Source organism: Sphingobium sp. KKT206 (genome assembly GCF_055640555.1).
In genome coordinates, this window is sequence record NZ_CM145764.1 from 1,464,374 (window position 1) to 1,485,822 (window position 21,449).

A 21,449-nucleotide genomic window follows, 5' to 3' on the forward strand; every position below is an offset into this window, starting at 1 on the left:
CATGGCCAGCCCCAAGATGGCGAAAATCCGGCCTGTAGGACAGCAATATTTGCCGTTCAGGGTGCGCACTCACCAGGCATAGGCTTTGGGCAGCGCGCCTTCCTCCGGCGTTGCGTAGCGGTCGCGCAATTTGGTCTGACGGTTGTCGAGCGGTTGGGCGATGCCGTCGATCCAGACGGCGAGCGGCGCGGACGTCATTTCGAGCGGGTCGCCGTCCCACAGCACGACGTCCCCTGCCCGTCCGGCCTTCAGCGATCCGATGCGGTCGCCCAAGCCCATGGCTTCGGCGGGCGCGGAGCTGATCGTGCGGAGCGCCTGGCCCCAGCTCAATCCGGTCGCGCCGGGCACCTTGTTCAGCGCGACCATATTGCCCGCCTGCTGCGTGGCGAGGCGCAGTTGCAGCCCTTCGTCGCGGTCCATTAGGCCCATCGAGACGGCCACGCCCGCCTTGACCATGCGGCCGACATTGCTCTGGGTGGCGGCGAGTTTTTCGAAGCTGGAGGGGAGATCGTCGAGACCGCCCGCGATTACCGGCACCTTGGCGGCGGCGATTTGCGGCGCGACCATCCAGCCTTCGGCAGCGCCCGCCAGGATCAGTTTGAGCGCGGGGAAATCCTGCCTGAGCGCAAGGACGGCCAAAATGTCGCGTGCGCTTTCGACATGGACCATCAGCGGCATGGCGCCAGTGACGACCGGGACCAAGGATTCGGCGTCGATGCGGTTCAGAAGCGCGTCCTTGGAACGGCCGTCATAGCTGGCGGGGGCTTTGGCAAACTCCTGGGCTTCGCGCAGCATCGTCTTGAAGGTCAGGATCGCGGCAGGGCGGCTGCCACCGGCGTCCTTGGCGCCCTCCTCGCCCATTTCGACATATTGGAAGGCGCGTGGCTTGGTGATCGGGTTCATGTCTGCGCCGAGGTCCACGACCGCGCCTTGCCCGGCGAAAATGCCGGTGCCGGTCGAGGGGACGACGACGGCGCGGGTGATGCCCGCCGTGCGGCTGATCGCGACCGGGTTGGCGAGCGGGTTGATCGCGGGGGCGACGTCGATCGCGGCGGAGAAAGGCGAGCGGGCGCTGGCGTCGTTGGTTTCGTTGACGGCCGGGACTTCGACCAGGCCGACGCGGGAGAAGCCGGAGACGAGGCCGGGCGTGACCCATTTGCCAGCGGCGTCGATGGTTTTCGTGCCGGGTGGGATGGCGATGCCTGCGCCCGCTGCGGTCACCTTGCCGGCGGTGATGACGACCGTGCCGTTGCGGATCGGTTCGGAGCCGTCACCGATGGCGAGGGTTGCGCCGGTGATGGCGAGGGATTGGGCGAAGGCCGGGGAGGAGAGCAGCGCCAAGGCGGCAATGCCTACCGCCGTTCGGTTCGAGCAGCTTCGAGCGAAGTCGAGAAGCGTCGGTCGAGAACTGCGCCCAGACACGGTTCTCGACAAGCTCGAACTGAACGGATTTTTGGGGGTGCGCTTACTCATTTCACGTCTCCCGCGCCGATCTGGCCGACTTCGAAGTCGCTGACCGGGCGCAATTTGGGGTTGGCGCTGTCGTAGAGCAGCGCGCCGTCGATCCAGACTTTGTCCGGCCGGGTATAGGTGCTGAACGGATTGCCATTCCACAGGACGACATCGGCCATCTTGCCGACTTTGAGGCTGCCGGTCTGGTCGCTGATGCCCATGGCGCGCGCGGGATTGATGGCGAGCCAGGTCCAGGCGATTTCGTCGGAAATGTCTATGCCCATGCGGCGCCCCGCGCCCAAAGCCTTGGCGGCTTCCTGGTTCAGGCGCTGGATGCCGTTGTCGTCGTCGCTATGGACGATGGTGCAGGCACCAGCGCGGTGGACCAGGGGCACATTCTCCTTGATGCCGTCATAGGCTTCCATCTTGAAGCCATACCAGTCGCCCCATAGCGCCGAGCAGACGCCATTGTCGCGCAGCAGGTCGGCGATCTTATAGGCTTCGACCGCGTGGTGGAAGGCGGTGACGCGATAGCCGAACTCCTTTCCCATATCGATGACATTGGCCATTTCATCGGCGCGATAGCAATGATTGTGGACGAGGATCTTGCCCTCCAGCACATCGGCCAGCGTTTCCATGCCGAGGTCGCGGGACTGATCCTTTCCGGCAGCGCGCTTCTTCTGATAATCGCGCGCCTTGATCCAGGTGGCGCGGTTGACCGCCATATTGCCCATGCGGGTCGAGGGTTCGCGCCCCTTGCTGCCATAGACGCGCTTGGGGTTTTCGCCGCATGCCATTTTGAGGCCATGCGGCGCGCCGGGGAACTTCATGCCTTGCATGGTGCGGGCGGGGACGTTCTTGAGCGTGACGCTGCGGCCGCCGAACAGGTTGGCCGAGCCGGGGAGGATTTGCAGGCTCGTGACGCCGCCATTGGCGAGCGCACGGCTGAAGCCTGCGTCCTGTGGCCAGATGCTATGTTCGGCCCAGACATGGGCGGTGACGGGCGCGGTGGCTTCATTGCCGTCGGAATGGGCATCGACGCCGGGCGAGGGATAGTTGCCGAGATGGCTGTGAATGTCGATGACGCCGGGGGTGACATATTTGCCGGTGCCATCGAACACGGAGATGTCGGCAGGGATCGGCGTGTCCGGGCCGCCGATCGCCGTGACTTTCCCGTCCGACAGGAAGATGACGCCATTGTCGATGCGGCCGCCCTCCCCGTCGAAGATCGTCGCGCCACGAATGGCGGTGGCGGTGCCGGGATAGGCTTTGTAGGTGGACGGATAAGGGTTGTCCGGTTCGGCCGAGCTGCCTTGGGTGGCAGCCGGGGCATCCTTGTCCTTCTTCGCGCCGGCGGGACCGGCGACCCCGGCCAGCAGGGCGGCGATCAGCAACGGCGTTGCGCTTGTTCTCATGGCTTATTCTCCGAAGCGATCAGGTCGAGATGCATCAGGCGTTTGATATAGGGCGAGACGAGCAGGACAAGGCCGCCCACCACGATCGCGAACCATCCGATGCGGCTATACACATCCAGCACTTGGGTCACGCCGCCCGCATCGCCGCTGCCGGTGGCGCGGGCGATGAGGCCTGCGATGAAATTGCCCGCCGCCATGGCGAGGAACCAGGTGCCCATGACGAGGCCGACCATGCTGGGCACCGACAGGCGCGTCATCGCCGACAGGCCGACCGGCGAGAAGCAGAGTTCGGCCATGGTGTGGAAGAGGTAGATGAGGAAGACGAACAGGACGGGGGTGAGATTTTCGCCTGCCATCGCTGCACCCGCCACGAGCACCAGGAAGCCGGCTCCGCACAGGATGAGGCCGATGCCGAATTTCGCGGGCGAGGAGGGTTCGAGGCGGCGCTTGTCGAGGATGGTCCATAGCACCGCGAACAAGGGGGCGAGCAGGATGATGAAGACCGAATTGACCGACTGGAACATGGAAGCCGGGACTTCCCAGCCTAAAATGGCGCGATCGACATTGCGGTCGGTGAAGATGTTGAGCGAGGAGCCGGTCTGTTCGAACAATCCCCAGAAGAGCGGGTTGAGCGCGATCAGAAACAGCGCGGCGAACATGCGGTCGCGGTCGACCTTGCCGAGCGTCTTCATCGTGCGCCAGACGATATAGAGGACGGTCAGCGCGGCAAAGCCAAGCAGCGCATAGCCGAGCAGTTCGGCATAGCGGATCACCAGCCAGATGGCGACGACGCCAAGCGCTGCGCCGAGATAGATGGTCCATTCCTGGCTGAGGCCTGCCGCCACGGGCGCGCGCAGCTGGGTGGGCGCGGGCGGTTCGCCCTTGCCCAGCAACCAGGGTTTGAGCCAGACGAACATGACAAGGCCAAGCAGCATCCCGACACCCGCCGCGCCGAAGCCCCAACTCCAGCCGTAGAGTTCGCCGAGCAGGCCGCAGATGATCGGCCCCATCATTCCGCCGACATTGATGCCCATGTAGAAGATGGAGAAAGCAGGGTCGCGGCGGGCATCGTCGCGGGGGTAGAGTTCACCCACCAGCACCGAGATATTGGCCTTGAGGAAACCGGTGCCGACGATGATGCTGGCAAGGGCGAGATAGAAGCCATTGAGGTAGAAACCGTCCTGCCCCCCCGGCCCTTCAGTGATGGCGATCAGGAAATGGCCGATGGCGATGAAGACGCCGCCCACCAGCACCGCCTTGCGCGGTCCCAGGAACCGGTCGGCCAGATAGCCGCCGATGACCGGGGTGATGTAGACCAGTGAGGTGTAGGCACCGTAGAGCAGATAGGCGCGATCTTCGCCGAAGAGGAAATGTTTGGTAAGGTAGAAGATCAGGATGGCGCGCATGCCATAATAGGAAAAACGCTCCCACATTTCGGCGAAGAATAGCAGGAACAGGCCGCGCGGATGGCCGAGCCAGGTCTTGCCCGCTGCCTCCACGCCAGGAATCGAGGTCGCCATCGGGAACCCTTGTCATATGGTTTGACCGGCCCGCCGAACGGAGGCCGAATGATGCCCTGAGAGTAGAGCCAAATTCGCGTCTGTCAAAAACACAGGCGGCCCTTGCGTCATGGCGGTGGCCGGGCCATTTGTCGCGGCGATGTTCAATGACCTCTCCTCCCCGCTCGCCCTGCTCCAGACCCGCCGGTCGGGCAAACCCCGCGATCTGATCGCACCCGGCCCCGATGACGCGCAGTTGCGGCAGATATTGGAGGTCGCGCTGCGGACGCCGGACCATGGCAAGCTCGCGCCGTGGCGATTCGTGGTGGTGCCGTCGGCGCGGCGGGCGGCGTTGGCCGAACTGCTGGAGAGCGCCTATCGCGCCGAGAAGCCCGACGCCGGGCGGCTGGAGATCGAAGCGATGCACCAGTTCGCGCATCAGGCGCCGACCTTGGTGGTCGCCCTGTCCGCGCCAGTCGCGGGCAGCAAGATCCCTGTTTGGGAACAGCAATTGTCGGTGGGCGCGGCGATCATGAATCTGCTGCACGCCACCCATGCGCTGGGCTTCGCCGGTGGCTGGCTGACGGGATGGCCGACCTATAATGCGGATGTGCGCGCGGCCTTTGCGCAGGGGGACGAGACCATTGCGGGCTTCGTCTTCATCGGCACGCCGGGCAAAGCGCAGGAAGAGCGTCCCCGGCCAGATTATGACGCCATCGTATCGGTTTGGGACCGATAATTGCCGCTTTAACCATGATTCGCGCAATGGTCTGACTTGACCCGCATGGCTGTATTATGGCAGTGATGCACCCATGGCCGACGACTCAAAACCCGTCTATCTCCGCCTGCGTGAGATCATTGCCGCTTCCATATTGGACGGGGATTATAGCGATGGCGACCTGCTGCCATCGGTGCGCGCCTTTGCCGCGACGCAGGGGGCCAATCCGCTGACCGTGGCGAAGGCCTATCAGAGCTTTCAGGATGATGGGCTGGTCGTGGTGCGGCGTGGGGTCGGCATGTTCGTGGCCGATGGCGCGACCCGGCGGCTGCGGATAGCGGAACGCGCGCATTTCCTGGAGACGGTATGGCCGCCGGTGGCGGCGCAGATCCGGCGGTTGGGGATAAGGGCCGACGATCTGGACTTGCAGAAGGCCTGAGGGTTTCAGCGTCGGGCCTGCCCTCTCCATTGGGCTGTACGCTTCGTGAGCGTTTCTCGACTTCGCTCGAAACGAACGGATTTTAGTTAAAGCGCTGCCAGTGCGTCGACGGCATCCTGGCGGCGTGCAAAATTCCTGACCGAGACCGCCCGGCCCAGCGCCAGCTTGGCGTCATTCTTGCGCCCGGCAGCGGCATAGGCCTGACCCAGATGCAGGTTGAGCAGGGGATGGCCGGGCGCGCGGGCGACGGCCTTTTCCAGCAGATCGACCGTAGCCGGGCCTTTTTCGCCGGTTTCCAGCAACGTCCAGCCGTAGATGTCGGCGATCATCGGGTTGACAGGCATCAGGCGATAGGCGTGGGCGGCATAGGCGCGGGCCGCTGCCCGATCCCCCGTTTCGACGGCGGCGCGGGCAAGGTCCGCCATCAGCAGCGCGTCATTGTCGCCCAGTTGCGCGCGCACAGCCTGCAGCATCCGCAGCGCGCCGCGCCAGTCGCCCGCCTCCATCGCGACGGCGGCAGCGATACGGCGCATGGCGCTGTCGGTCGGGTTCTGGGTCAGGAAGAGTTGTACGATTTGGGCCGCACGGGCGGTGTCGCCCGCGCGGTTCCATGCCGCGACGAGGCGCAGCGCGACGGCGCGGTCGAAGCGGATATTGGCGGCGCTTTCATAGGCGCGGGCCGCCTCCCCTGCCCGTCCGGCCGCGCCCAGCGTATCGCCCAGCACGATCCAGGCATCCGGCGCGCCGGGGTTGGCGCGGCTGAGCATCCGGGCACGATCGACCGCTGCGTCGGTGCGGTTGGTGCTGAGCAAGGCACGGATATAGGGGATATTGTCGCGCGCCGTGGCGGCATTGGCGGGCGGCGGGCCATCGGCCAGTTGTGCGTCGCTTGGTCCGGCAAACGGATCGGCAGCGGCGCGCACTGGCCAGGCGGCGCGGGCGAGCATGTCGGCAGCCATGGCGCGATTGCCGAGCGCTTCCTGCACGCGCGCCGCGAGGGTCAGCACATAGGGGTCGGCGTCCCGCTGGGCGACGATCGGGGCAAGGGTGGTGGCGGCGGATGGCATGTCGCCGCCCATCTGATAGGCGCGGGCCAGCAGGGTGCGGGCGGTGCGGTTGTCGGGCTGCATCGCGACCAGCGGCGCGAGCGTGTCGGCGGCGAGGACGGCATTGCCATCCTGCAGATGCAACACGCCGCGCAGCAACAAGGTGGCGGGCTCGCCATCGAGCCGCCCCTGCGTCCGCGCCAGCAGCGATCGGGCGAGATCGGCCTTGCCCGCGCGGGCGGCCATGATCGATTGCATCATCCAGGCGCGGGCATTGTCGGGTTCGAGCGCGAGGATACGGCGGGTGAGGCCCAGCATCGCGCCGGCTTCCCCCGCGTCGGCGAGCGTCGCGGCATAGGATTCGAGCGTCGGCACCGATTCGGGGTTGGCTGCGAGCGCGCGTTCGAACCAGGGGCGCGAGGCGGTGAGGCCATATTGGCCGCGCGTCAGTTCAGCGCGCAGGGTCAGCGCCTTGGCATTGGTGGGGGCAAGGCTTACCGCGCGGTCCGCCGCGACGATCGCGCCTGCCTGATCGCCGGTTGCGAGGCGCAGGCGGCCAAGATCGACCCAGCTTTCGACGTCACCGGGCGCCGTCGCGAGAGTGCGCGCCAGCTCCGCCTGCGCCGCGCGCATATCGCCCTTTGCCATGGCGGCGCGCGCCCTGATCCGCGCGGCGGCCAGGCTATGCGCGGCAGGAACGTCGGGCGCGCGGGATTCGCGCAAGGCAGCATCCACGTCGCCCTGCAATAGCAGCGCGTGTGCCATCACGTCGCGGGTGTCGGCGGGTGGTCCGCCCAGTTTTCGAGCGCGTTCGACCTCGGCCTGCGCGCCTGCGCCGTCACCCAGTTCAGCCAGCGCCCGCCCTTGCGCTTCCCGCGCGACGACCGATCGGGGATTGCCCCTGATCGCGTTCATCAATTCGACGCGCGCGGTGCGGGCATCGCCCTTGTCGAGTGCGGTGAGGCCACGGGCCAGCGCGGCGCTGCCGTCGCGTTCATGCGCGCGCCATTGCCACAGGCCCGCCACCCCCAATAACAGCAATATTATTCCGACGATCAGGGCGATGCGGGTGCGGCTCATGGATTATCCCTGCATCTGATATTGTTTGAGAAGATCGTACAAAGTCGGGCGACTAATGCCCAAAATCTTGGCCGCGCCGGAGATATTGCCATCGGTGCGAGCGATCGCGCGGCGGATCGCGCGGCGATCAGCCATTTCGCGCGCTGCTTTGAGGTTCACCAATTCCCCGCCTTCGGCCCGCTCCTCGTCCAGGTCGAGATCGGCGGCGGTCACCAGCTTGCCATCGGCCATGATGACGGCGCGCTTCATGCGGTTTTCCAGTTCGCGCACATTGCCGGGCCATGGCCAGGCATCGAGCGCGGCGAGCGCATCGGGGGCGAGGCCCTTGACCGCCGGATTCATCTCGGCAGCGAAGCGGGTGAGGAAATGGCGGGCGAGCAGCGCCGGATCGCCCGCCCGATCCTTGAGCGCCGGGATGCGGATGACGATTTCGGCGAGGCGATAATAGAGATCCTCGCGGAAACTGCCCGCGCCGATCATGGCGTCGAGATCCTGATGGGTGGCGCAGACGATGCGGGTATCGACGGCGATGGGCGTGCGCCCGCCGATCCGTTCGATCACCCGCTCCTGCAGGAAGCGAAGCAGCTTGACCTGGAGCGCGAGCGGGATGTCGCCGACTTCGTCCAGGAACAGCGTGCCGCCCTGTGCCTGCTCGATCTTGCCTAGCGTCGTCTTGATGGCGCCGGTAAACGCGCCCTTTTCATGGCCGAACAGTTCGGATTCGAGCAGCGTTTCGGGGATGGCGGCGCAGTTGATCGCCACGAACGCGCCATGGCGGCGCGGGCTGGCATCGTGCAGACCCTGGGCGAGCAATTCCTTGCCGGTGCCGCTTGCGCCCAGCAACAGCACCGACACTTGCGCGCTGGCCACGCGCTCGATCATGCGGGCGACCTTCATCATTTCGGGCGCGCCGGTCAGCACCCGGCCCAGCACCCGGCTATCGGCAGGCGCGGTTTCGGCGAGGCGCGCATTTTCCTGTTCCAGCGCGTGGACGTGGAAAGCGCGGCGGACGATGAGGCCGAGTTCATCGATGTCGACGGGTTTTTGATAGAAGTCGTAGGCCCCGCCCGAAATGGCGTCGAGCGCGCTCTCGCGGGCACCATGGCCGGATGCGACGATGACCTTCGTATCCGGCTTGATCCGCAAGATGTCGGCGAGCGTGGCGAAACCTTCGCTGGTGCCGTCCGGGTCTGGTGGCAGGCCAAGATCGAGCGTCACGACATCGGGCGCATGGGCGCGGAGCAGTTCGATCGCCTCTTCCCGGTCGCCCGCGATGAAGAGTTGATAATCCTCATAGGACCAGCGCAATTGCCGCTGAAGGCCCGGATCATCCTCTACGATCAGCAATTTGGGGCGGGTGTCGCTCATCAGGCGGCCTTTTCCTGTGTGTGGGGTGCCCGTGGCAGGCGCAAGGTGAAGCGACTGCCGACGCCAGGGCGGCTGTCGACGTCGATCCGGCCGCCCATCGCCTGCGCCAGGGCGCGGGCTTCGAACGCGCCGATCCCGAAACCGCCCGCCTTGCTGGACGAGAAGGGTTTGAAGAGTTCGCGGCGGATATATTCAGCGCTCATGCCGCGTCCCTGGTCGATGATCTCGACCAGTATTTCGCTGGCATCGGCGGACAGGCGCAGTTCGACCGGCGCGTCGGGGGCGCTGGCGTCGATGGCATTTTGCATCAAATGGGTAACGATCAATTCGACCCGTGCCGGGTCGGCCAGCGCGTCGGGCGCTTCCCCGCTGACCCGTATCAGATGCTGACGCGCGCGCGTGGCGGCCGCATGGTCGAGCAGGCCGCGCAACGCGAACGGGCGCGGATCTTCGGCGCGGCCCTTATTATGCTGCGACAGGCGGGCGAGCAGGTCGTTCATCTTGCCGACCGATTCCTGCAGTGTCAGGATCATGTCGGCGCGAAATTCGGGGTTGTCGGCATGACGTTCGGCATTGCGGGCCAACAAGGAAAGCTGGCTCACGAGATTCTTGATGTCGTGGATGATGAAAGCGAAACGGCGGTTAAATTCGTCGAAGCGGGCGGCGTCGTCGAGCGCCTGCTGGCCCTGCGCCTCGCTGATATAGGTTGCGACCTGCCGCCCGGCGGCGCGCAACATGTCGAAATCCTCCCAGTCGAGCCGCCGGTCGATCGGCGGACGGGCAAGCAGGATCGCACCGGTCAGACGGTTGAAATGGATGAGCGGCACCAGCGCCCAGAGGCGGGCATCCTGCGTCATCCAGTCAGGCAGCGGCAAGGCGGCATCGGTGGCGCGGCGTTTGCCGAGGTCGATGATCCAGCCGCTTTGCTCCAGCCGGGCGACGATAGCGGGCGACAGGGATGCGCCTTCGGGCAGGTCATCGCCCCAATTCCAGTCGGTTTCGAGCATCAACCCGCCCTGATCGTCACGCAACAGCAACAGCGCGGCGGGCGAATCGGTGATGTCGGCAATCGCCTTGGCCACGCGCTCGCCCAACGGGGCGGGGTTTTCGCCGGGGCGGCCGATCGTTTCGCCAAAGCGCATCCATTCGGTGCGATAGTCGTAACGATGCTGAAAGAAATGCTTGGCGACCTGCACTTTCCACAGCGCGCGCAGGCGTGGTGATGGCAGCAGCACCAACGCGGTGACGGCGGCGAAGAAGACTGCGGCGATCTCCACCACCCGCGCATAAGGGCCAGCGATCAGTTCGATCAGGACGGCGGTGGCGGTCAGGAGGATGACATAGAGCGCGACGGCGAAAATCGAGAGCGACTGGAAGGTCAGCGTGCGCGAGAGCGTGAGCCGTTCCGCCATCCCCTTGCGCAGGCCGATGGCGATCACCGGTGCCAGCAGGGCCATCAGAAGGCCACGCAACGCGAAAAGCTCGCTGGCGCGGCCGGGCACGAGATAGCCGATCGCATAGAGCATCAGGTCGTAGGCCCACATCGCCGCCAGCGCGCCGAACAAGAGGGTCACGCCGCCCCGCTCGCGCGATGGCCATGCGGCATAGAGATGATGGAGCAGCAACAGGCTGCCGATCGCGGTCATCATGCGCAGGATGAGCGACACGGTGACGAGCGCGCCATGCAGATCCGGGTCGAGGGCAAGTTCGTACCATGCGAGATCCGTAAAGGTCTGGAGCAGGATCAGCCCCGCAACGGCGACATAGACGGCAACGATCCCCCCGGCCTTCCCGCCCCGACCGACCGGGCCGCGCCGCAGCATGACGAACATCGTCATCAGCCATGCGGCGTTACGCATATTTTCGCCAAGGCCGGACAAAGGTTTGGCAACGCCACCGAACGACACATAGAGTGCCCAGCAGGAGGTGAGCAGCATCGCCACCGATAGCATCCGCATTTCCGCCGCATCGTTGCGGCGACGAAACAGGAAGATGCCTAGCGCTGCGAACAGCACCGCCGCCAGGGCATGGCCCCAGTTACCGACAAATTGGAGCAATAGGCCCATCGCCCGCCGCCCTTAGCGCGCGCCGTCGGGCCAGAGGATGACCCGCACCGTCTGGATCAGGATCAACAAGTCGAGGAAGGGCGTGTAATTCTTGGCGTAATAGAGATCATATTCGAGCTTATTGCGGCTATCCTCGATCGACGCGCCATAGGGATAGTTGATCTGCGCCCAGCCGGTGATGCCGGGCTTTACCATGTGCCGTTCGGCATAATAGCGTAGATGCTGTTCCAGATCCTCGACGAACTGGCGGCGTTCGGGACGGGGGCCAACGAAGCTCATCTCGCCTTTCAAGACCGTCCAGGTCTGGGGCAGTTCGTCGATGCGCAGCTTGCGCAGCCAATAGCCGAGGCGGGTGATGCGCGGATCATCCTTTTCCGCCCAGACCGCCTTGCCCGCGACTTCCGCGTCCTGGCGCATGGTGCGCAGTTTGACGATCCAGAATTCCTGGCCGAACAGACCAACCCTTTCCTGGCGGTAAAAGGCCGGCCCCTTGCTGTCGAGCTTCACCAGCAATGCGGCGAGCAGGATGATGGGGCCGGTCAGCAATAGCAGCAGCGAACTGGCGATGATGTCGAACAGGCGCTTGGCGATGCTGGAGAGCCGGCGGCCGGCCGAGAAGCCATCGGAGAAGATCAGCCAGCTTGGGTTGACGCTATCGAGATCGACCCTGCCGGTCTCGCGTTCCAGAAAGGTCGAGAGATCGTTGACATGGACGCCGGTGGTCTTGATGCGCAGCAGGTCGGACATGGGGATGGCGTTGCGCCGTTCCTCCAGCGCCAGCACCACTTCGCTGGCGTTCAGGCGAACGACGAAATCGGACATGTTGAAGATAGCGCTGCGGTTGATCGCTTCCTGCACCACCTGCGGCCCGTCATTCATGGCGATATAGCCGACGACGAGAAAGCCCGCCCCCCGTTTCTTTTCCAGTTCGCGGATGCGATCGGCCCGGTTGCCCGCGCCCAGCACGACCAGCCGCCGCTTGAACGCTTCGCCGCCCAGCATCGAGCCGAGTAGCAGGCGAACGACGATCAGCAGCGCCATGGCGAGGCCCATGGCGTAGAGCGAATTGGAGCGCCACAAGGTCATGCCCGGCATAAGGAAATAGAGGACGGAAAGGAAGATCACGCCCAGCGAAACAGCAACCAGCAAGCGCGCAAAGGCGAAGCGGATCGATTGGAGCGCCTCGGTGCCATAGACGCCGACGGCGATCATCGCGGTCTGGACGGCAAAGGCGAAGCTGAGCAGCGGGCCCATTCGGGTCATGACATGGTCGATATCCATGCCGATTTGCCGCGCGCGCAATATCCAGCCGCCCTCCGCCGCACAGAGCAGCAGGACGAAATCGAACAGCCCAAGCAGCAGCACAGCGTGCGGCACATAATGTTTGAACAGCCTGATCATGCGTCGCGCCCATTTCCCCAGTCGCCACAAGCGATACTGACAAGGTCGGGAAAAGCCTTACAACCAGCTGTAAGGAAATCCGACAGTGGCGGCACCCTGCCGGAAAATGGCAAAGATTTCCTGAATCCCGCGCAATATCGGGGAATGGATCAGATTATTTGCGGAGCCGGTCGGCGGCGTTGCGGGCCGCCTCCTCCATCACGCGCGCGGCGTCATCGACGGACTGGGCCGCGCCAGTGACGGCGTCGGCCCGCCTGTCGTTGCGGCGATGTTCGGTGAGGTAGAAGAAACCAATGGCCAACATGAGGGCAATCGCCACCAGTGCGAATATGACCCCGCCCGTGCGTGGACGCTTGTCCGCGTCCTCCACGAAGGGCTTTACAGGCGGGTTGGGGTCGATAGGCACACTCATCTCCTTTGGAACAAGGACAACGGGTGGCACCATGCTATCGTTCCAGATCAGTCCTCTACGGACTGACCACCCCGCCCCCGGCTGAGACGATCGACATCCTCCATGATCTCATCGAGCACGGCGGTATCGGTCGTTTCCTGGCTGCGTCGCGAGGGTAGATCGCCGCTTTCCATGAGTAGTTCCAGCGCAGCGCGCCCGCGAGCGACGCGGCTCTTGATCGTGCCGACGGCGACACCGCAAATCTCGGCCGCTTCTTCATAAGCGAAGCCACCTGCGCCGACCAGGATCAGCGCTTCGCGCTGCGGTTGAGGCAATTGCAGCAGGGCGCGTTGCATGTCGCTGAGTTCGACATGCTTGTCCTGGCTGGCGGGTGCCGCAAGGATGCGGTCGGCCGTCAGGTCGTCCCATTCGCCGCGAAAGCGCGAGCGGCGCATCTGCGAGAGATAATGGTTGCGCAGGATGATGAAGGTCCAGGCGCGCATGTTCGTGCCGGCCTGAAACCGGGCGCGTGCCGCCCATGCCTTGAGCAGGGTTTCCTGCACCAGATCATCCGCGACATCACGGTTACCCGACAAGGAACGGCCAAAAGCACGGAGATGCGGGATGACCGCGGCCAGTTCACGCTTGAAATCCGAATCCGAAAGCGCAGCGCGCTCCTCGATCGGCTCTACGTCCTCATCCATGGAAACAACCCCCATATTGGCTGTCGCCCTCGCCGCAGGAACCGACGTCGTCAAAGCCATAAATGCGCCTATACCCTAATCAGAATTTTGCCAAAGGCCATAAGGCCTGAGAAGCATTGGTCAGAGCCAAAGCACCACCAGCATACCGATGACCACTAGCCCCAGCGAAATGCCGAGAACATAACGCACGACATGTTCCTTCGAACCGCCCCGCGCTTCGTTCGTCGTGATATGCTCTTCTTTGTCTGTCATAAATTCTCTCCCCGATCGTCACGCATGACTAACGCAACGACCGGCGGGGAGTTCCAAACGACATGGATATAAGCGTAACGATCAGACCGGCGCGGTCGCTTGATCGAAGAACAACGCCTGCGAAATGGCGGCCTTCACGGTCGAGCGCTGGAACGGCTTGGTGATGAGGAAGGTCGGCTCTGGCCGTTCCCCCGTCAGCAATCGTTCGGGGAAGGCGGTGATGAAGATCACGGGCACCGCGAACTCGGCGAGGATGTCCTTGACCGCATCGATACCGCTGCTGTCGTCGGCCAATTGAATGTCAGCAAGCACCAGCCCCGGACGATCGGCAAGCGCTTCGCGCACTGCGTCTTCGGCGGTCACGGCGATGGCGGTGACGTCATGCCCCAGATCGCGAACGATGGTTTCGATGTCCATCGCGATGATCGGCTCGTCTTCGATGATCAGCACCTTGGCGCGAGTCTGCGCCTCGATCTCGCTCAATGCTTCTTCGACCAAGCCTTCGACATCATTACTGTCCATATCGATCAGATAGGCGACATCATCGACGGTGAAGCCTTCCAGCGCGGTTAGCAGCAGCGCCTGGCGCGGCAGGGGCGTCAGACGGGCGAGGCGCGCCTGGGCAATGGCTTCCCGATCGCCATCGACGGTCAGCGGCACGTCTTCCAGATGGGACGACGACCAGATGGCATGAAAGGTGCGGTAGAGACCAAGACGCGGATCGACGTCAGACGGAAACTCCTCCGGCGCGGCAACGATCGCTTCGAGCGCGGCGCGAACATAGGCGTCGCCATGCGTCTGGCTGCCGGTCAATGCGCGCGCATAGCGACGCAGAAACGGAATATGGGGGTGTAGTTGCTGTCCAAGCGACATCGTCAATTCGTCTCCCTGCCCATGTGCGGGCCTGTTGTATCCGACGCGGGGAAGGATATGCGAAAGGATGGAATGTCGATGCCCATATGGCAACCCCCCACCCTTCGATGCCCCCCGAAACCGGCAGCGCTAAAAAAACGCTCGCTTGGCCGGAACCAACGAAGGGGGAATTTGTTTCGCAGTCACATGGTTTTTTCGGCAAGGGTGCGATTATCGTGGCTTTAATGCGGAACGACGAATTGACGCGCCGCAAGATTCCCGCAAATACGGACTGGCTGGCGTGACAGAGATTGCTTCAGAGGGGCAGATTTTGGTTTCTTCTACCACGGAACATAGTTCGACTGCAGCGGATGGGAAGGAAAGCGCAAAGATAGCCGCTTCCCCTCGCAAGGGCCGAGCCGCGCCCCCTATGGATGATGGCCATGTGTCGCAAGTCTTGCGCAATGTATATCAGCGCGCCGTCGATGAGGATATTCCTGCCGAGATGCTGGACCTGTTAAGCAAACTGGACTGAGTAGCAGATGATCCGGGGCAGCCTTCCTCCGGCAGCCCGATCGCTGACGGAACCCATTTTTCGACTTTTCCGGTCAACCGGCGTCAAGATGTTCCTCATCCTGACGCTGGCCCTATTGCCATTGGGGCTGATCGCCCTGATCGCCTCGCTACAAGCGATCCGCACCGCTGATCTGGAAAAAGAAGCGTTGCTTCGGATCGCGGTGACGCAGAGTGCACGCAAGCTGACCGCCGACCTCCAGTCCGATCGCACCGCGCTGCAGCTCACGGTCGATAGTCTCGCGTCCAACAGCGCCGACCGCGCCATCTGCAACCGGCTTTCGCTGTTTCTGGCCGCCAATGACGCCGAGGGCGGCCAATTTTATATCTACGACAGCGCAGGCCGTCGCCTGTGCAACTCCAGCGAACGCGAGCCCGCGTCGATGACGCCGACGGCGCGTTTCGATGGTCCCGCGACCGAGTTGCTGGCCGATGCCCCCTATCTGGTCAGCCGCGTGCCCAGCGCGAATAAGCGCATCACCGCGTTGATTTATTATTCGCGCACCCATCTTGAAAGCGTCGCCGATCCGGCGACGGCGCTGCAGAACCGCAAATTGACGTTGCGGCAGGGCGATCGCCGACTGGCGATCAGCCATGTCCGCAAGGATCCGCCGGGCGGCAAAAGAAGCAGCCTTTCGGCGCGGCTGGACCCCTATGACGTGGAATTGACGATGACGGTGCGGGAGCCGCCCGCGACGATCGCCCGCATGTTGTCCTTGTTCCTGCCCTTGGTCATGTGGTTCGCGGCGGCGGCGATCGGCTGGTTCGTGGTCAATCGCGTGCTGATCCGGCCGCTCGTCATCTTGCGGCGCGCGGTGGCTGCCTATCAGCCCGGCGAAGTGCTGGAGCCGTTGCAGCGGATGCGGACGCCGGCGCAGGAGATCGTCGCGCTGGGCGAAACATTCCGCGAAATCAGCGAGGATGTGGCGACCCATGAGGCCGAGATGGCCGAGGGTCTGGAAACGCAGCGCAAGCTGACGCGCGAAGTCCATCATCGGGTCAAGAATAACCTTCAGATCATCGCCAGCCTCATCAACCTTCACGCCCGGTCGGCGCATGAACCCGAAGCGGTCGAAGCCTATGCCTCGATCCAGCGGCGGGTCGATGCCCTGTCGGTGGTGCATCGCAATCATTTTGCCGAGCTGGAGGAAAATCGCGGGGTCGGCATTCGTCCGCTGATCAGCGAATTGTCGGCCAGCCTGCGCGGCACGGCACCGGCGACGGCGCGGCGGTTCGCCATTCAGATCGACAGCGATAATCTGCATATCAGCCAGGATGTCGCCGTGCCGATCGCGTTCCTGCTGACGGAACTGGTCGAACTGGCGATGATGCTTGACCCGCAGGGGACGATGCGGATTTCCGCGCATGTGCTGCCGGAGCAGGCCAATCGAGCGCTGCTGAGTGTCGTGTCGTCGGGCCTGCGTGCGTCGGAAGACATGACGGTTCACCTGTCCGAACGCTATGGCCGGGTGCTAACCGGCCTGTCGCGCCAGTTGCGTGCGGCGCTGGACCATGATGGCGAGGCGGGTAGCTACGCCATCGCGATCACGATCATTCCTTAGAAGTCACCCGCTGATAGTCGCGGCGGAAGGCGGCGGTGAAGGCCGTAAACTGCCCGGCCGCGATCGCATCGCGCATCCCCTGCATCAACGCCTGATAGAAATGGATGTTATGCTGGGTCATCAGCATCGCGCCCAGCATTTCGCCCGCCTTGACGAGATGATGGAGATAGGCGCGGCTCCAAGTGGTGCAGACGGGGCAGGCGCAGCGCGGATCGAGCGGCCCCTGATCTTCGGCAAAACGGGCATTGCGGATGTTGAGCGGTCCCGCCCAGGTGAAGGCCTGGCCATTGCGGCCAGACCGGGTCGGTAGCACGCAATCGAACATGTCGATGCCGCGCTCCACCGCGCCGACAATATCGTCGGGCTTGCCCACGCCCATCAGGTATCGGGGCTTGTCGGCGGGCAGCATGTCGGGTGCGAAGTCGAGCGTGGCGAACATCGCCTGCTGCCCCTCCCCCACGGCAAGCCCCCCCACGGCATAGCCATCGAAGCCGATGTCGATCAGCTGCTGCGCCGACTCCCGCCGCAGCCCTTCGTCGAGCGATCCCTGCTGAATGCCGAACAGCGCCGCGCGGTCGGCATGGTCGCCACCTGCGTCGAAACCGTCGCGCGAGCGTTTGGCCCAGCGCATCGAGCGCTCCATGGACTTGGTCGCCTCCTCATGGGTGCAACCATTTTTGGTACATTCGTCAAAGGCCATGACGATATCGCTGTCGAGCAGGCGCTGGATCTCCATCGATCGCTCCGGCGTCAGCATATGCTTGGACCCGTCGATATGGCTGGAGAAAGCGACGCCCTGCTCGCTCATCTTGGTCAGCGCCGACAGGCTCATCACCTGATAGCCGCCGCTATCGGTCAGGATCGGCCGGTCCCAGCCCATGAACCCATGCAGCCCGCCAAGCCGCGCCATGCGTTCGGCACCGGGGCGCAGCATCAGGTGATAGGTATTGCCCAGGATGATGTCGGCACCCGCAGCGCGCACTTCGGCCGGGCGCATCGCCTTCACCGTGGCGGCGGTGCCGACCGGCATGAAGGCGGGCGTGCGGATCTCGCCCCGGCGCATACTGATTGCGCCGGTACGGGCCTTGCCGTCGGTGGCGGCGATGGAAAAGGAAAAGCGGGGCTGGGTCATCTGCGCGCTCTAGGAGCGAACGTGCAGGCGTTCAACCCGCCTTGCGGACGCCGTCGAACAGCGCCAGGGCGTCGATATTGAAGCCTTCGACCCGGCGATAGGGACCGATGAAGCGCAGGCAGTCGGTCGAAAGGCGCAAGGGCCAATGCGCGCCAGTGTGGTCGTGCAAAGCCAGGGTGGCCATTTGGGGATCGGATCGCTCTCGACACATGACAGCCGAGATAATCGGCAAAGATTAACAAGATGCTTGTGACCCATCTTTACGATCGTCCGACAGGGCACTTTGTTGCAATATCGCAACTATCCGCGTGCATAGCCTTATTTTTGGGCGACCGGGGTGCAACAGTTGCGTATAAAGATGGTTAACAGGCTCGGTCGGACGTCCCGCCGATTGCATCCGGCTCACCGGCCTGTTTTGTTGAGACCCAACGAAAAATCGGGGGCGCACATGATTGATTCAGGACAATTTAATTCCGCGAGCGAAACAGGGGCGAAACCGATGGCCGCCGAGAGGAATATGGTTACCGAAGACGCTGCGGAACGGGCGCTTGTGGAGGATATTGCGCGCTCCACCCTGTTCGACCTGGGGCAGATCGACGTGCGGTGGGACGCGGAACTGGGGACTTTGTGGGCGTTCATGACACCGCTCGAACGGCCCAATTCCAACCTGTCCCTGATTCGCGATACGATGTCCTGGCAACGCGAGAGCCGCCGCCTGTTCGAAGACAAGGGCGGGATGCTGAAATTCATGGTGTTGGGGTCGCGCTTTCCCGGTGTGTTCAATCTGGGCGGCGATCTGGAGATGTTCGCCGAATGCATCCAGCGCCGCGACCGCGACACGCTGCTGCGCTATGGCATCGCCTGTTGTGAGATCGTCGATCGCATCTGGCACTGCAACGACATGAACATCATTAACATCGGGCTGGCGCAGGGGGATGCGCTGGGCGGTGGCCTCGAAGCGCTGATGTGCTTCGACGTCATCATCGCCGAGCGGCAGGCCCGCTTTGGCCTGCCCGAAGTGTTGTTCGGCCTGTTCCCCGGCATGGGCGCCTATTCCATCCTGTCGCGCCGGGTCGGCCCGGTGCTGGCGCGCCAGATGATTACCGATGGGCGCGTCTATAGCGCCGAGGAAATGTTCGACATGGGCATCGTGACCCAGGTCGTCGAAGAAGGCGAAGGCGAAGCTGCGACCGTCGCCTGGATCAAGGATCACCGGGCGCATCATGCCGGTTATGTCGGCATCAACCGCGCCGGGCGGCGGGTCAATCCGATGACGCTGGACGAACTGACCGATATCGTGACGACCTGGACCGATACGGCGCTGGCCCTGTCGGACCGTGACCTGCGGATGATGCGGCGATTGGCGGCGGCACAGACCCGCCTGCGCTGAGCGACGGCGGTTCAGGCGAGGCGGCGACGGCGGATGGCCGGGTCGGGTCGTTCCTCGCCATGGAGCGGCCCCGCCTCGATCAGTTCGATGATCCGTTCATGGGTGACCGGACGGCTGAACAAATAGCCCTGAACATTGGTGAAGCCAGCCTCGCGCGCGTGGGCGAGTTGGTCCTGCGTCTCGATCCCTTCGGCGACCGTGTCCATCGACAGGTCGCGCGCGAGATTGCCGATCGCGCGGACGATCGCGCGATCTTCGGCGTTGGCACTGGTCCCCGCCATGAAGCTCTGGTCGATCTTGAGCGTGTCGAACCGGTAGGAGCGCAGATAAGAGAGCGAGGAATAGCCGGTGCCGAAATCATCAAGCGCCAGGCGCAGGCCGATCCGCTGCAATTCGCGCAGGATCGTGCTGGTCTGGCCGCTATCATCGAGGAAGATGGATTCGGTGACTTCCAGTTCGAGCCGACGGGCGGGCAAGCCGGTTTCCAGCAGCGCGGCGATGACATTGCCGGGCAAGTCGTGCGATTTGAGCGAGGCCGGCGAGATGTTGATGGCCACGCGCACGTCGCCGGGCCAGGCCGCCGCGGCGATGCAGGCCTGACGCAGCACCCAGCCGGTCAAGGCTTCGATCAGGCCCATGCTTTCGGCGATCGGGATGAATTCGGACGGGGGGATGGCCCCCAGCACGGGATGGTTCCAGCGGATCAGCGCTTCGCAAGCGTCGATATCGCCGCCATCCAGCGCCACGATCGGCTGGAACATCAGTTTCAGTTCGTCGCCATCCAGCGCGCGGCGCAGGCCGGTCTCGATCTCGTGGATGCGGTTGAACCGCTCCTTGAGCGACCAGTTGAAGCTGGATGCCCGGTTGCGCCCCGCTCCTTTGGCTTCGTAGAGCGCGAGGTCGGCATGTTGCATCAGTTCGTCCATGTCGCGGCCATCCTGTGGCGCGACGGCATAGCCGATCGAAGCCGTGACCTGGAGATGATGGTCGGACAGATCGAAGCCATGGGCAAAATAGGCGATGATTTCCTGCGCGATCGCCGCTGCGGTGACGCGATCGGTATCGGGACAGATGATGACGAATTCGTCGCCGCCGAAACGGGCGATCCGCCCCCGCCCCTGCACCACGTCGGCCAAACGTTCCGCCACGGCGCGCAGCAGCCGGTCGCCGACCATATGGCCGAGCGAATCGTTGATCTCCTTGAACCGGTCGACATCCATCCACAGGATGGCGACGGCATCGGCGTGCTTTTCTGTGGTTTCGAAGATTTCGCGCAGGCGCATCTGCATCGCCATGCGGTTTTCGAGGCCAGTCAGATTGTCGTAGCGTGCGAGCCGCTCGAATTTCTCGGCCAGTAGCGACTTGTCGCGCTTGCCGATCAGCGCCTGGACGACGATTCGGTGCGTGGTCGAACTGATTTCGGCGAGGCCCAATATCATCGCGACCATCGCGATGGACAGAACGCGGTAGCCGGTCGATCCCTCCAGCCATAGGCCGAGCGCGGTTGGCAGCAATGCGAGGCAGACCTGACCGATGGCGATCTGCACCCGCCCGGCGTTGCGACCCGAAATGCCGCCGGCATAGCCGGTCGCCATCGACACGCTTAGCATATGGGTGATCGGATTGGCCGATCCGATCAAGGTGACGAATCCCATGAGGCCAAGCAGCCCGGAATAGGCCCAGGCGCCCAATTCATAGGCGAGTTCCCAGTTGCGCGATGCGACGGCGGTGCCGCGCACCAACTGGCTATGAAAGAAGATGGCGGAAAAAACACGCAGCGCCGCGACGATGCATAGGGTGGCGACGACGGCATGGATGGCCAAGCCATCCGATATGCTGCTGATGACGAGGCCGACGGCCGTGCCGGTCGCCGCGCCGATGGTCAGCGATGCGGGCGACGCATAGAGCGTTTCGACCAGGCTCCGCCGCACATCGGCATCCTGTTCCGACGAGAGCGCCCTGCGCTTTTCCAGCAATGTCCTCAAAGCGCGCAAATGGCCGGTCTCCGGTTCCTGCCCCCTCTTCGCAGTTTCCCTTTATTTTTTCGTTAACCGCAAGATCGCAGCCAACTGGCGCGTTTGCGCGCAGACGCCTATGCCGGTGCCCTGA

The 21,449-nt window shown here is 64.0% G+C and carries 19 protein-coding genes; 5 read left to right on the forward strand and 14 right to left on the reverse strand.

Annotated elements, in window-relative coordinates; all coding sequences use genetic code 11:
• Positions 1–69: 69 nt before the first annotated feature.
• Genes ACZ2HM_RS06800 through ACZ2HM_RS06810 form a run of 3 tightly spaced genes read right to left on the reverse strand, consistent with a single transcriptional unit; the run spans position 70 to position 4,387 of the window.
• Positions 70–1,473 carry an amidohydrolase family protein gene (locus ACZ2HM_RS06800; protein ID WP_470426579.1) on the reverse strand — a complete coding sequence of 468 codons (1,404 nt, stop codon included), beginning with the start codon at positions 1,471–1,473 and terminating at the stop codon, positions 70–72.
• A complete protein-coding gene (locus ACZ2HM_RS06805) occupies positions 1,470–2,867 on the reverse strand; it encodes an amidohydrolase (protein WP_470426580.1) in 1,398 nt (465 codons plus the stop codon). The genes ACZ2HM_RS06800 and ACZ2HM_RS06805 overlap by 4 nt, the downstream gene beginning before the upstream one ends.
• Positions 2,864–4,387, reverse strand: coding sequence for a peptide MFS transporter (locus tag ACZ2HM_RS06810; RefSeq protein ID WP_470426581.1), 1,524 nt, complete (start codon positions 4,385–4,387; stop codon positions 2,864–2,866). Before ACZ2HM_RS06810 ends, ACZ2HM_RS06805 begins: the two co-directional genes overlap by 4 nt.
• 139 nt (positions 4,388–4,526) lie before the next feature.
• Here ACZ2HM_RS06810 and ACZ2HM_RS06815 point away from each other — a divergent pair, with 139 nt between their 5' ends.
• Together ACZ2HM_RS06815 and ACZ2HM_RS06820 are read left to right on the forward strand one after the other, a co-directional pair.
• Positions 4,527–5,105: a nitroreductase family protein gene (locus ACZ2HM_RS06815; RefSeq protein WP_470426808.1), complete on the forward strand. Its 579-nt coding sequence runs from the start codon at positions 4,527–4,529 to the stop codon at positions 5,103–5,105.
• Between the two features lie 73 nt (positions 5,106–5,178).
• Positions 5,179–5,523 (forward strand): GntR family transcriptional regulator, encoded by a 345-nt coding sequence (locus tag ACZ2HM_RS06820; RefSeq protein ID WP_037472449.1) that lies wholly within the window; start codon positions 5,179–5,181, stop codon positions 5,521–5,523.
• An 86-nt stretch (positions 5,524–5,609) separates the two neighbouring features.
• Here the strand turns inward: ACZ2HM_RS06820 and ACZ2HM_RS06825 are convergent, their stop codons facing one another.
• The 8 genes from ACZ2HM_RS06825 to ACZ2HM_RS06860 all read right to left on the reverse strand — a co-directional run bounded on the left by ACZ2HM_RS06825 (position 5,610) and on the right by ACZ2HM_RS06860 (position 14,704).
• Positions 5,610–7,649 (reverse strand): tetratricopeptide repeat protein, encoded by a 2,040-nt coding sequence (locus tag ACZ2HM_RS06825; RefSeq protein WP_470426582.1) that lies wholly within the window; start codon positions 7,647–7,649, stop codon positions 5,610–5,612.
• Between the two features lie 3 nt (positions 7,650–7,652).
• Positions 7,653–9,017 (reverse strand): PEP-CTERM-box response regulator transcription factor, encoded by a 1,365-nt coding sequence (gene prsR / locus ACZ2HM_RS06830; protein WP_037472445.1) that lies wholly within the window; start codon positions 9,015–9,017, stop codon positions 7,653–7,655.
• Entirely contained in the window at positions 9,017–11,083 is a 2,067-nt protein-coding gene (prsK, locus tag ACZ2HM_RS06835; protein ID WP_037472444.1) for an XrtA/PEP-CTERM system histidine kinase PrsK, read from the reverse strand. The genes prsR and prsK overlap by 1 nt, the downstream gene beginning before the upstream one ends.
• 12 nt (positions 11,084–11,095) lie before the next feature.
• Positions 11,096–12,484 (reverse strand): TIGR03013 family XrtA/PEP-CTERM system glycosyltransferase, encoded by a 1,389-nt coding sequence (locus tag ACZ2HM_RS06840; protein ID WP_037472442.1) that lies wholly within the window; start codon positions 12,482–12,484, stop codon positions 11,096–11,098.
• A 154-nt stretch (positions 12,485–12,638) separates the two neighbouring features.
• Entirely contained in the window at positions 12,639–12,884 is a 246-nt protein-coding gene (locus tag ACZ2HM_RS06845; protein ID WP_470426809.1) for a hypothetical protein, read from the reverse strand.
• Positions 12,885–12,943: 59 nt separating this feature from the next.
• Positions 12,944–13,579, reverse strand: coding sequence for a sigma-70 family RNA polymerase sigma factor (locus ACZ2HM_RS06850; RefSeq protein ID WP_037472440.1), 636 nt, complete (start codon positions 13,577–13,579; stop codon positions 12,944–12,946).
• Positions 13,580–13,699: 120 nt separating this feature from the next.
• Positions 13,700–13,831, reverse strand: coding sequence for a hypothetical protein (locus tag ACZ2HM_RS06855; RefSeq protein ID WP_313923742.1), 132 nt, complete (start codon positions 13,829–13,831; stop codon positions 13,700–13,702).
• An 81-nt stretch (positions 13,832–13,912) separates the two neighbouring features.
• Positions 13,913–14,704, reverse strand: coding sequence for a response regulator (locus ACZ2HM_RS06860; protein WP_470426810.1), 792 nt, complete (start codon positions 14,702–14,704; stop codon positions 13,913–13,915).
• A 145-nt stretch (positions 14,705–14,849) separates the two neighbouring features.
• On the opposite strand from ACZ2HM_RS06860, the gene ACZ2HM_RS06865 reads away from it, so the two are divergent.
• Together ACZ2HM_RS06865 and ACZ2HM_RS06870 are read left to right on the forward strand one after the other, a co-directional pair.
• On the forward strand, positions 14,850–15,218 hold the full coding sequence (locus ACZ2HM_RS06865; RefSeq protein ID WP_156106041.1) for a NepR family anti-sigma factor: 369 nt from the start codon (positions 14,850–14,852) through the stop codon (positions 15,216–15,218).
• A gap of 88 nt (positions 15,219–15,306) precedes the next feature.
• The gene (locus tag ACZ2HM_RS06870; protein ID WP_470426583.1) at positions 15,307–16,818 is read left to right on the forward strand and encodes a sensor histidine kinase; all 1,512 of its coding nucleotides are present in this window, start codon (positions 15,307–15,309) and stop codon (positions 16,816–16,818) included.
• Here ACZ2HM_RS06870 and tgt read toward each other — a convergent pair.
• Both tgt and ACZ2HM_RS06880 read right to left on the reverse strand, forming a co-directional pair.
• Positions 16,808–17,950 (reverse strand): tRNA guanosine(34) transglycosylase Tgt, encoded by a 1,143-nt coding sequence (gene tgt, locus ACZ2HM_RS06875; protein WP_096062040.1) that lies wholly within the window; start codon positions 17,948–17,950, stop codon positions 16,808–16,810. The genes ACZ2HM_RS06870 and tgt overlap by 11 nt on opposite strands.
• Positions 17,951–17,981: 31 nt before the next feature.
• Positions 17,982–18,134 carry a hypothetical protein gene (locus ACZ2HM_RS06880; RefSeq protein WP_313923739.1) on the reverse strand — a complete coding sequence of 51 codons (153 nt, stop codon included), beginning with the start codon at positions 18,132–18,134 and terminating at the stop codon, positions 17,982–17,984.
• Between the two features lie 333 nt (positions 18,135–18,467).
• Here ACZ2HM_RS06880 and ACZ2HM_RS06885 point away from each other — a divergent pair, with 333 nt between their 5' ends.
• On the forward strand, positions 18,468–19,340 hold the full coding sequence (locus tag ACZ2HM_RS06885) for a crotonase/enoyl-CoA hydratase family protein (protein WP_443211281.1): 873 nt from the start codon (positions 18,468–18,470) through the stop codon (positions 19,338–19,340).
• Positions 19,341–19,351: 11 nt separating this feature from the next.
• Here ACZ2HM_RS06885 and ACZ2HM_RS06890 read toward each other — a convergent pair whose 3' ends face one another.
• A complete protein-coding gene (locus tag ACZ2HM_RS06890; RefSeq protein WP_470426584.1) occupies positions 19,352–21,334 on the reverse strand; it encodes a putative bifunctional diguanylate cyclase/phosphodiesterase in 1,983 nt (660 codons plus the stop codon).
• Between the last annotated feature and the right edge of the window lie 115 nt (positions 21,335–21,449).